This is a genomic window from Streptomyces sp. NPDC006208, assembly GCF_040613775.1.
In the GTDB taxonomy this organism is placed as follows: Bacteria; Actinomycetota; Actinomycetes; order Streptomycetales; family Streptomycetaceae; genus Streptomyces.
Genome location: NZ_JBEXSW010000089.1, coordinates 1 through 11049 on the forward strand (window position 1 = coordinate 1; position 11049 = coordinate 11049).

The window sequence follows — 11049 nt, forward strand, 5'->3', positions numbered from 1 at the left end:
GCGAGGGCCGAACGGCCCTCGCTTCGAGCACCGGCAAGCGTGCGCCCCAGGCGGTCAGGGGTCTGAGGAACGTCCACGGCCGAACGCAGAGCCAGGCGCGAAAGCGTCCCGTGGGGGTGTGACCCGGATACGCGCCAAAGGGGCTTTGGGATGATCTTGAAGCTCTGAAGGGGCGGAGAGGTGCCGTACGCGGTGCGGGGAGGATTCTTCGGCTTCGCCGCACGAGGGGTGGGCGGCGTCGATGGCCTGCCGGGATGGGCGAGTAGATGGGGCGGGGCGAGGCTCCGGCCACGGTCGAGCTGGTTGCTGCGGCGATGGCCGCGTTGGGGCTTCACGGCGGGGAGAACACCCCGGAGGAACATGCGCCGTCGGCCTGCTCGTCCTTGGTGAGGAGGTGGTAGATGGTGGCGACCGAGGGACGCTGGCCCTTGTTCTTGCCCGAGGGGATGACGAGCTTGCGCGCGATCTCGCGGACGGGGACACCTTTGGGCCGCAGGCCGCGGGCGTACGCGGCCATGTCGTCGACGGACCCTGAGCTGCCCGCCGTGTCTGTCGCGCTTGCGGGCGGATGCCGAGCCTCCCCGGCTGCCCGTCGCGATGAGCCAGAGCTAGGCTGGCGCTGAGGCGAAGGAACTGCCCGAGGGGCGTGATCGCGTTGATGGGCGGTCAGGCGATCGGCTGGATGTGGGTGTGGTCGGCACTGGTCGTGGTTGGTTTGCTGATCATCGGCTACGCCACGATGAACCTGGTGCGTGGCGGCCGGAAGCCTTCCCAGATCGGGGCCGGGGCCGGGTCGGCGGCCCGGCGGATCCGCGATGAGCGCTATGCACGCGGGGAGATCAACGAGCAGGCGTACCGGCAGCGCAGGAGCATGCTGCCATGAGCGGGGGACCGATCAGCCGCCGCCGGGCGCTTGGCCTGCTCGGGTTGGGTACAGCCGGCGCGGCCGGCTGGGCCACCGGCCTTGGCGCCCCGCCCAACGGCCGGCTTCAGCCGGCCGCCCAGGGCCAGGAGCTGGCCGAGCCGCGGGTTCTCGCCAGCCGCGACGGGCTGCTGAACGTGCGGCTTGTCGCCGCCCCGGGCGTGCGGCTGGCAGGGCGGGACACCACGGCGTGGGGGTTCAACGGCACCTCGCCGGGACCGACGTTGCGGGTGCGGCCCGGGGATCTGCTGCGGCTGCGGCTGGTCAACCACATCGACCAGCCGACCAACCTGCACACCCACGGCCTGCACGTATCCCCGTCAGGCAACAGCGACAACCCGTTCATCACCATCGAGCCCGGTGACAGCTACGACTACGCCATACGGATTCCCGCCCGGCATCCGGCGGGCACGTTCTGGTACCACCCGCACCACCACGGCACCGTCGCGGATCAAATCTTCGCCGGCCTGGTCGGGGCGCTGCTGGTCGAGGGTGTCGGGGGTGAGGCGGACGTGCCGGTCAGCGGCGACCGGCTGCTGCTGGTCACCGACACCACCCTGGACGGGGCCGGCCGGGTCGCCTCGCCGACCACGATGGCCAGGATGATGGGCCGCGAGGGCGAGCTGGTGTTGGTCAACGGCCAGCACCAGCCAGTCATCACCGTCGCAGCCGGGTCGGTGCAGCGGTGGCGGGTCATCAACGGCTGCGTCTCCCGAGTCCTGCCGCTACGGCTGGAAGGCCACCGGCTCACCCAGGTCGCCCTGGACGGAGTGTTCCTGCCCGCACCGGTCGACCGGGACCAGGTGGTGCTCGCCCCCGGTAACCGCGCCGACTTGCTCGTGCGCCCCACCGGCAGCGGCCAGTACGCGTTGGTCAGCGACCCCTACGACCGCGGCGGTCTCGGCATGATGGACGGTGGCCCGTCCGCTGGTGGTCCGGTCACCCTGGTCACCCTGGCCGCCGGCCCGGCCACAACGCCGCCATCGGTACCCGCGACGCTGCCGGCCCCGGCCGTCCCGCAAGGCCCGGTAACCGGGCAACGCCGACTCACCTTCGCCATGGGCATGGCCCGGAGGGGCATGGGTGGGATGAGTTTCACCATCGACGGGCGTACCTACGACCCGAACCGTGACGACCAGAGCGTCGCCTTTGGCACCGCCGAGGAGTGGACCGTGGTCAACACCAGCCCCATGGATCACCCGTTCCACCTGCACGCCTGGCCCTTCCACGTGCTGGCGGGCAGCGCCGGTGTGCCGCCAGCCGGCGTGTTGCAAGACGTCGTACTCGTCCCCGCGCGGGGGTGGGTGCGTCTTCGGATCCCGTTCAGCGACTTCCCCGGCCGCACCGTATTTCACTGCCACATCCTCGACCACGAGGACCTGGGCATGATGGCCACCGTGAACGTACGCGACTAGGCCGTTCCGTTTGGATCACCGGGCGGTCAAGCGGTGTGAAACTGTCGACCAAACGAGGCCATGGGGTGATCTTGAAGCCCTGACGTCGCCGTTTCGGTTGGGGCTGGTCCGGATGCTGGCCGACACGCGAAAGTGCCTTGAGCTGGGACGATGAACCCCGTGCGGGGCAACCCAGTCGAGGTTCTGCTGAACGCGATCACCGCCGGATCTCCGGAGTGGTCCGGCCCGCCCCCACCCGGGCTGCGGCCGCGCGTCCTGTTCCCGCCTTGCGGCCTGCCGGTGAGGCGACTACTCGATCAACACAAGAATAATGAGGCCCTTGGTCGGAAGGCATATAGAACGAGCCATGACCGGATCGGCGCCCAGCCGGGACCGGTCGAGCGATGTCGTCGAGCCAGTTCAGGACTGCGACCACAAAGCGAGTGTTTCGCCACCAAGCCACGGGCCCAAGTGGGTGGCGTTGTATCTGTCGGCGGCTCTCATATGGCGGGTAGCCCCCAGGTCACGCAGCGTGGATGCAGATGAAGAGAAGGGTGAACGCCATGGAGAGCCAGGATTCGGCCTTGCATGTCGTGGTGGGTATCGACGGCTCGACTTCGTCGCATGCAGCGCTTCGCTGGGCGGTCAGCCACGCGAAACTGATCGGGGCCGATGTGGTGGCGGTGGCGGCCTGGGACCTCCCAGGTGCGCACGGATGGTCCGCTCCTGCGGTCGATGCCGATTTTGACGAGGAGATCGCCGAGCAGGGTCTCGTCGACGAGGTGCGCACGGTTCTCGGTGAGTCGGGCGCGGCCCATGTGCGAAAGCGTCTCGTGCGGGGCGACACCGTCGAGGTGCTGCTGAGTGAGGCCGAAGGGGCCGCGGCGCTCGTGCTGGGCAACAGAGGACTGGGCGGCTTCCGCCGTACGCTGCTCGGTTCCGTGAGTCAGCAGTGCGCGCTGCACGCCACGTGCCCTGTTGTCATCGTCCGCCCGACCGTCGAGGTGAAGGCCTGAGCGGGCCCTTTGGAACAGCCAGGAGTCCGACCGGCCCTGTCGGGCCACTTGCGCCGGTGCGACGGTGGAAGCAAGCCCGTTCACAGGGCGATGAAAGGCGGTGGGAAGGATGATGCAGTCACCCTTGGTGGTAGGCGTCGACGGTTCCGAGTCCAGCCTTCGAGCCACGGACTGGGCCGCGGACGAGGCCACGCGTCACCGTCTGCCGCTCCGGCTGATCTACGCGACGAGGTGGGAGCTGTACGAGGGGGCCGCGCTGGCGGCCAGCCTTGGCCGTTCCGACACGCGTGTACTGGGGGAGAACATCATCGGAATGGCGGGAGAACGAGCGCAGTTGCGTGCGCCGGACGTCAAAGTGACGACCGATGTGCTGCCCGAGGACACGGTGAAGGCCCTGCTGCGCGAGAGCAGGCGGGCGACCGCTCTGATCACCGGTTCGCGAGGACGGGGCGAGATCACGGGCCTGCTGCTGGGCTCTGTGAGCCTGGCACTGGCAGCCCGCGCCCACTGCCCCGTGATCGTCGTGCGCGGAGACGATGCCGCCCTGGCAGGCTCACACGGTCGTGTGCTGCTCGGCGTCGGCGACGCCGACGTGGATTCGGCAGCGGTGCGCTTCGCGTTCCGCGAGGCAAAGGCGCGCGGCTGCACACTGTCCGTCGTCCGTGCCTGGCGCCGGCCCTCGCACGAGAGCGCGGACCATTTCCTGCCGGAAGGGGACCCGGCGCGCTACTACGAGGTGCGAGCCGAGACAGTGCTGGACGAGGCATTGGCTGCGGCCGCACGCGACAACCCCGACGTCTTCATTCAGGCCACCACGGCCGAAGGATCTGCGCGCAAGGCTCTGGTCGACCTCTCCGCTGCCGCTGACCTGCTGGTTGTTGGCGCGCGACGGCGCGAGGGCCAGTTCGGCCTGCAGCTGGGCAGGGTCGGGCACACCGTGCTGCACCACGCCGCATGTCCGGTGGCCGTCGTTCCGAAGAGTGCGTAACGCTGCGGGCGGGGGCTGAGCTGCTCGGTGCCCGCCACCGTTGATGGATCCGCAGCGTCGGCTGACCGACTACGCCAAGGCAGGCGCCGTGAGTGCGAGGGACCTCATGTCCAGCCCCGCCGCAACGGTTAGGGCCACCGCGACCTCGCCCCACGCGGCCCGACTTATGGCGCGCCACCACGTCAAGCGCCCTCCTGTCGTCGACGAAGACGGCGTGCTCAGGGGCATCGTGAGCCGTGGGTACCTGCTGAACGTCTTCCTGCCCTCCTGCCCTCCTGCGCCCGGACGAGGACATCGCTGCGGAGATGCACCATGTGGTTGTCGACCGCTTCCCGCCTCCCGCAGCGCCATTCAAGTCGAAGCGGTGAAGGGCGCCGTCACCCTCAGCGGACGGGTCCGCGACGGCGCCTGTTACCGGTTGCCGAGCACCCGCGGGACCAGGCGCGGCGACGCCATAGGTGTTCAGACCACAGGGGGCGTGAAGGGGTTCACGGTTGAGTGATCGTGAAACGGGTGGGGCCCTTCTGGCTCGGCGTGGATTGCGACATCTCAGCCCGGTGACAGAAGGCCCTCGTGCCCCGGGCTCCCGGCCGACCAAGGTGAGAGCGAAGCCGTCTGGCACTTCGGCGCACATCTGCACGCGCCGTCGCAGGCGATGCACGAGCGAGCGGCGGCGTCCCTACTCAGCCGAACCATCGCCACGGGCCTGACGCCAGTCCCGGTACGCGGCCACTGCCGTGGGCAATGTGGGAAAGACCAGATCGCGGCCGACGGACTCCGTCAGCCCGTAGGCGTCCAGGTCGTCGAGCAGGTCCTGCTTCACACGCGCCATCGCGAACACAATGCCGCGTCCCGTCAGTTCGCGACGCAGCGCATCGACGGAGTCCAGCGCGGTGATGTCCACCTCCACATTGGCCTCGGTGTTGAGCACAAACCATCTGACGGGCGAGCTCTGCTCGGCGACGGCGGCGAGTGCACGGCGCCGGAAGTCCTCGGCGTTGGCGAAGAACAGCGGAGAGTCGTAGCGGTAGACGAGCAGCCCGGGAATGGTGCGCGCCTGCGGAAAGTCGTCCACGTCGTGCATGCCGGCCACGCCGGGCACCAGGCCCTGGACGGCGTCGTGCGGGCGGGCCACCCTCGACAGCAACTCGGTCACCGAAAGGCCGACGGCGACGAGCACCCCGTACAGAATGTCCAGGGCGAGCACACCGCACAGGCACCCCAGCGCCAGCAGGAGTTCCCGGCGCCGGAAAGAAGCCAGCCGCCGGAAGCCTGCAAGGTCGATCATCCGGACGGCCGCGTAGACGACGAGGGCGCCCAGCACGGCCACGGGGGTGAGGCTCAGCAGCGGGCTGAGCACCAGCAGTACGGCGAGGACGGCCGCGCCGGCGGTGAGCGAGTACACCTGAGTGCGCGCGCCTGCGGAATCGGCCAGCGCAGTGCGGCTGGCGCTGCTGCTCACGGGAAAGCCGTGCAGCGCACCCGCGCCGAGGTTTGCCGCGCCCAGGGCCAGCAACTCCTGGTTGGCGTCGAGCCGCCCGCTCTCGCCGCCTTTGGCGAAGGCGCGCGCGGTCAGGATCACATCTGTGTAGCCGACGAGGAGGAGGCCGAGCGCCGGCAGCATCAGGTGAGGAAGTTCATCCAGGCCCGGCAGCGCCGGATGGGGCAGCCCCGCCGGGACCTCTCCGATCACCGCGATGCGGAGCTCATCCAGACCGAAGACTGCCACTGCGGCGGTGCCGAGCACGACCACCAGAAGCGGGCCGGGCACAACGCGCAGGAAGCGCGGAGCGGCGAAGAGGACAGCCAGGGCGCCGACGGCGACGGCCACCGTGGCCGGCTGAGCCTCGGTCAGGTTCTGCACAAAGGACAGCAGCTGCGGAAAGAAACCGGAACCAGTGGTCTCCACGCCCGTGATCTCGGGCAGCTGGTCCACGATCATGATCAGCGCCACACCCGCCAAATAGCCGACCAGGACCGGCCGCGAGAGGAGATCGGCGACGAAGCCGAGCCTCGCCGCCCACGCCACCAGGCACAGCAGCCCGACCGCAACCGCCAACGCGGCCGCCAGCACGGCATACCGCCCCGGATCCCCGGCGGCGAGCGGCCCGACCACGGTGGCGGTCATCAGCGCGGTCGTCGACTCCGGACCGACCGACAACAGCCGGGACGAACCGAGCAGCGCGTACAGCACCAGGGCGGGCAGGATCGCCCACAGCCCGGCGACGGGCGGCAGCCCCGCCACGGTCGCATACGCCATGACCTGCGGCACGAGATACGCCGCCACGGTCACACCGGCCAGCAGATCGCCGCGCAGCCAGGAGCGCTCGTAGCTGGCGAGCACAGCGATTCCGGGTACACCGGGCACGAAACGATGCCATCCCGAGTGGCGGGCTCCGGCCTGCTGCGACATAAGGCTCCTCTCCCGCGGTTCAGAATCCCACCGACTGTTGCACCGCCGCGAGGGCCCACGCCACCACCACTCCCGTCGCCCCAACCGACGCCGGGGCGCAAACCACCGGTGAGGTCGCACCGGACCGCAAACTGCCCGGTGAAACCATGCCTGCGACAGTTCGCCCCGGCGTAGGCGTCCTGCGGCGCACACGGTCAGGGCCGGACCTCGTCGGTGGGGGCAAGGACGCATTCACGCTTGATGACCCTGGTCAGTTCTCCCCCAGCTCCGCGCGTGGCCTGCACAGGGCCGCGTGGACAGCCATGCATGCTGGCGCCTATGCCAGGCCTCGGGAGACGCGTATGAAATGGCTGGTCTCATTGATCGGAGCGGCGCTGGTCATGGTCGCACTGAGAGATCTCTTCCACACCCTGTGGCACCCCACACGACGCGGAGGGCTCAGCCGGCACGTCATGTCGGCGCTGTGGAAACTGTCCCAGCAGTTCCCTCTACGCAAAGGGGCCGCCGGACTCGCCGGCCCTCTCGCCATGGTGACGGTGGTGGCCATGTGGGCGGGCACCGTCACCCTGGGCTGGGCGCTGATCTACTGGCCCCATCTGCCGGACGCCTTTTCGTTCGCCGCCGACCTGAAGCCCGCCGAGCACGGCGGGCTGGTGGATGCGCTGTACATCTCGCTGGTCACAGTGGCGACGCTCGGTCTCGGCGACATCGCCCCAGCTGAGCCCTGGCTGCGCATCGTCACCCCCGCCGAAGCCCTCGTCGGCTTTGTACTGCTGACGGCCACCGTCTCCTGGGTTCTGGAGATCTATCCGGCACTCACCCGCAGACGGGCTCTGGCTCTGCGCCTGTCGCAGCTGCAGCGCAACGACCCGTCGCTGCAGGAGCTCGACTCGTCCGCAGGGGCCGCGATTCTGGACGGCCTCGCCGCTGAAGTGGCACGCATCTGCGTCGACTTCCTCCAGTACGCCGAGTCCTACTACTTTCACGACGGCGCGGACCACACGTCGCTGGCCACGAGAGTCCGATACGCAGCGGAACTCGCCGCCCGCGGCGGCAATGCCCGGCACGCCGAGGTACGGCTCGCTGCCTCTCTGCTCACGACAGCGCTGGCGGATCTCGCCGACATCCTCGACGAGCGTTTCCTGCACACTGGTGGCACAGTGCAGGACATCTACCGCGCCTACGCGGAGGATCACGACAGAAGTCAGATGTGAACGCCGGTCAGGAGCACAGGCTCCCTGGGACGCCGGCGGGAGCGGCGCTCGGGAAGGGCTCAGCCTCGGTCCTCGCCGGAGACCTGCGGTGGGCCGGTGAGGTCACAGGCCACATCGACCACCCCTTCGACACCGAAAGCAAGGCGTTCGGCGACGGGGATGAGGTGGCTGTCGCGGACCGTGCCGGTGAGTGTCACCATGCCGTCCGTGACGTCGACACCAATACCGCTGTGGGAAACCCGGAACAGACGGTCGACGACCTCACGGCGCACTTCGGCGGCGATGTCGGCGTCCGGGCGCAGGAAGACCTTCAAGAGGTCGAACCGGCTGACGATGCCCTGCAGCACGCCGCTGTCGTCCACGACCGGTAGGCGCTTGACCTTCTGTCGGGCCATGCGCCGGGCGGCCTGCGACACTGAGGCATCCGCGCGCACGGTGATTGCCGGTGTCGTCATGAGGTCCCTCGCACACACCGCACCTGCCTTCGCCATCTCATCGAGTTGCTGCATCTGCTCGATCAGGCTGGGGTCGGAGTCGTGAAACTCCTCCTTGGCCAGAAGGTCTGCCTCGGAGACCACGCCCACCACGCGGCCCTCACCCTCCACGACCGGCACAGCTGTGACCTTCCACTGCGCCATGGCGGCGACGATCTCCTTGAACTCGGCATCAGGCCCCACTGCCACGACGGTCTCGGTCATCACATCGTTCACGGTGTACGGAGCAGGAGCCATGACAGGTGCCCTCATTCACAAGACTGACGCGCAGCGGGCCGGCCGTCAGGCCGTCAAGGACGTGGCGGCTCTCTTTCGAGCGTCGCACACGCGGTCAGCCGCCACCAGCGGACGGCGTGGTCATGACCAAAGAACCGTTGCCAGTGGCGTCACGGGGAAGCGTGCACGGCCCGCGCCGTCCCGCCCGCCCGGCGTGGCCTCGGCCTGAGCCGCTGGGTCGTCGTGGCGACTGCCGTCACCTGCTTTCGCCCGCCTCGGTCTGGGGGAGAGCGGCCCGTCCGGCTTCGAGGCGGGCGACCGGGACGCGGAACGGTGAGCACGAGACATAGTCGAGAGCGGAGGCCTGGAAGAAGTGGACCGAGTCGGGGTAGCCCCCGTGTTCGCGGCAGACGCCGATCTTCAGTTCGGGCCGGGCAGCGCGGCCTTCGGCGACGGCGATCTGGACCAGGCGGCCCACGCCTTCGCGGTCGATCGGCTCGACGGGCGACACCGTGAGGATGCCCCTGTCGAGGTACGCGGAGAATGCCGCCTCGACGTCTTCGCGGGAGAAGCCCCAGGTGGTCTGGGGCAGATCGTTGGTGCCGAAGGAGAAGAACTCTGCCTCACCCACGACGGTGCTGCCGAACATCTGGACAAGGTGGCGGTACGAGTCCCAGGCGAAAGCGGTCCGGGCCGGAGGCCTTGGCGAGACCGTGGACGGACTCGTCATTGAGGCCGATGTCCAGGATGGTCTCCATCATGCCGGGCATGGAGAGCTCTCGACCGCCGGCAGCCCTCGCGAGCCGAGTACGAGCATCTCGGACTCCGATGCCGCTTGCAGCAGCGCGTCCTGGGCGTCGTCGGCCACCAGGTTGCCGACGACCTTGAGGCCCGGGTGGCGTGCTTGGAGCTCCGCCCGAGTGTTGTGGACGATCCGCTCGGCCCAGTAGTTCTGATCCATCTCCGAGGGGATGTTGGTCGGTTCCGGCACCAGCAGGGGCCATGCGTGCAGCAGGCGCAGCGTGAGCTTGCGCCGCTCGGCTTCGTCGGCAGCCCAATGGGCGGCGGCAAGGCTCTCGCGTGAGCCGTCGAGGCCCCATGGTGATGACTGGCTCCATGGCGACTGCCTCCATCTCGTAACAAGCTGGGAGAGGGACGGTGAATGAGTCCGCCTGTCCCAGTGTGGTGGGCCAAGCACGGCCTCTTCTCATTCGAGGAGTACCGCAGAGCTTGCTGTGGCGCCTGTGGAGCCCAATGCGGCAGGGCTCGGAGTGGTGCGGATTCCGGCACGAGGAAGAGGTCGCAGTCGTGACGATTCCCCTGGTGGTCGGCATCGACGGATCCGAGGCGAGTCTGGAGGCGGTGGACTGGGCGGCCGAGGAGGCAGTCCGGCACGAAGTGCCGCTCCACCTCGTGCATGCGGCCGTGCCGGATCACGCGGCGGCCGACCTGATTGCTGCCGCCTCGGAACGGGCCTGGAAGGCCGCTCCGACGGTGCGGCTGTCGAGCGAGGTGCTGCATGCGGACGCGGCGTCCGCTCTGGTCAGCGAAGGGCGCAATGCCTTCGCGCTGGTCCTTGGGTCAAGAGGGCTCGGAGATCTCGCCGGGATGCTCCTGGGTTCGGTCAGCTTGGCCGTGGCGGCCCGCGCCGATTGTCCGGTCGTCGTGGTGCGCGGCGGGGCGGAGTACCGGGATGCCCGGTTCGGAAGGGTCGTCGTCGGCGTCGAGGACGGCGAGGGAAGCGGCACGGCAGTGCGGTTCGCATCCCGTGAGGCCCACGTGCGGCGCTGTCGGCTGGTGGCTGTGCACGCCTGGAGCGCCCCTTTCGGGGCTCTCTCCGAGCCTCCGCCCCCGTCCGGGTTCGCACTGGAGGCCCATCGGCGCCCGCCGATGCAGGTGCTCGACGACGTGTTGCGTGGCCAGGCAGAGCGGTACCCGGACGCCACGGTCAGCCGCTTGGTGATCAAGGGGGCGGCACGACAGGCGCTCCTGGAGGCCGCGTCAGGCTCCGACCTGCTCGTCGTCGGAGCCCGCAGGCGACGCGGGCACCTCGGTCTGCAACTGGGCCTGGTCAATCACGCGCTGCTGCATCACGCGCCGTGTCCGATCGCGGTCGTTCCGCAGGTATGACTGCCATCGGCTGGGGGATGGGACCCGCCGGCCATCAGAGCCCGGGTGGCCGCCCACCAGGGACCTTCGGTCCTGGACCGCGTCTGCTGCCGTCCGGTCGTGGTGGGGAACCGACCAGCAACAGCCGGAGGCCAGGGCATGGGCCGGGTGCCGGACCGCAGAAGTCCGCGAAGGTCTCCGGTCCAGCCTTCGGCTCTTGCTTCGAGGCGGGTCCTGCGATGTCTCACGTGCCGGTGGGGGAACTGCGGGAGTCGTCTGTTCG

The 11049-nt window shown here is 69.3% G+C and carries 10 protein-coding genes and 2 pseudogenes; 7 read left to right on the top strand and 5 right to left on the bottom strand.

Annotated elements, in window-relative coordinates; all coding sequences use genetic code 11:
- Positions 1-331 precede the first annotated feature (331 nt).
- Positions 332-517, bottom strand: a complete 186-nt coding sequence (locus ABZ208_RS38045; protein WP_356914031.1) for a hypothetical protein — start codon at positions 515-517, stop codon at positions 332-334.
- 129 nt (positions 518-646) lie between these two features.
- On the opposite strand from ABZ208_RS38045, the gene ABZ208_RS38050 reads away from it, so the two are divergent.
- The 5 genes from ABZ208_RS38050 (at position 647) to ABZ208_RS38070 (ending at position 4822) form a co-directional block, all read left to right on the top strand.
- Positions 647-883, top strand: coding sequence for a hypothetical protein (locus tag ABZ208_RS38050; RefSeq protein WP_356914032.1), 237 nt, complete (start codon positions 647-649; stop codon positions 881-883).
- A complete protein-coding gene (locus ABZ208_RS38055; protein ID WP_356914033.1) occupies positions 880-2337 on the top strand; it encodes a multicopper oxidase family protein in 1458 nt (485 codons plus the stop codon). The genes ABZ208_RS38050 and ABZ208_RS38055 overlap by 4 nt, the downstream gene beginning before the upstream one ends.
- A 542-nt stretch (positions 2338-2879) precedes the next feature.
- Entirely contained in the window at positions 2880-3332 is a 453-nt protein-coding gene (locus ABZ208_RS38060; protein ID WP_356914040.1) for a universal stress protein, read from the top strand.
- A gap of 109 nt (positions 3333-3441) precedes the next feature.
- Positions 3442-4320, top strand: coding sequence for a universal stress protein (locus tag ABZ208_RS38065; RefSeq protein ID WP_356914034.1), 879 nt, complete (start codon positions 3442-3444; stop codon positions 4318-4320).
- 106 nt (positions 4321-4426) lie between these two features.
- Positions 4427-4822 (top strand): CBS domain-containing protein, encoded by a 396-nt coding sequence (locus tag ABZ208_RS38070; protein ID WP_356914035.1) that lies wholly within the window; start codon positions 4427-4429, stop codon positions 4820-4822.
- A 177-nt stretch (positions 4823-4999) separates the two neighbouring features.
- Here ABZ208_RS38070 and sulP read toward each other — a convergent pair whose 3' ends face one another.
- Complete coding sequence (sulP, locus tag ABZ208_RS38075) at positions 5000-6688, bottom strand: sulfate permease (protein WP_356914036.1); 1689 nt, start codon at positions 6686-6688, stop codon at positions 5000-5002.
- A gap of 386 nt (positions 6689-7074) precedes the next feature.
- On the opposite strand from sulP, the gene ABZ208_RS38080 reads away from it, so the two are divergent.
- Positions 7075-7947 (top strand): potassium channel family protein, encoded by an 873-nt coding sequence (locus tag ABZ208_RS38080; RefSeq protein ID WP_356914037.1) that lies wholly within the window; start codon positions 7075-7077, stop codon positions 7945-7947.
- Positions 7948-8006: 59 nt separating this feature from the next.
- Here ABZ208_RS38080 and ABZ208_RS38085 read toward each other — a convergent pair whose 3' ends face one another.
- From ABZ208_RS38085 to ABZ208_RS38095, 3 genes and pseudogenes are all read right to left on the bottom strand, one after another.
- The gene (locus tag ABZ208_RS38085; RefSeq protein ID WP_356914038.1) at positions 8007-8678 is read right to left on the bottom strand and encodes a CBS domain-containing protein; all 672 of its coding nucleotides are present in this window, start codon (positions 8676-8678) and stop codon (positions 8007-8009) included.
- A gap of 235 nt (positions 8679-8913) precedes the next feature.
- Positions 8914-9282, bottom strand: a pseudogene (locus ABZ208_RS38090) (putative PEP-binding protein); the annotation flags it as partial.
- A gap of 165 nt (positions 9283-9447) precedes the next feature.
- A pseudogene (locus ABZ208_RS38095) lies at positions 9448-9775 on the bottom strand (universal stress protein); the annotation flags it as partial.
- 190 nt (positions 9776-9965) lie between these two features.
- Between ABZ208_RS38095 and ABZ208_RS38100 the strand changes: the two are divergent.
- Entirely contained in the window at positions 9966-10787 is an 822-nt protein-coding gene (locus tag ABZ208_RS38100) for a universal stress protein (protein WP_356914039.1), read from the top strand.
- Positions 10788-11049: the final 262 nt, after the last annotated feature.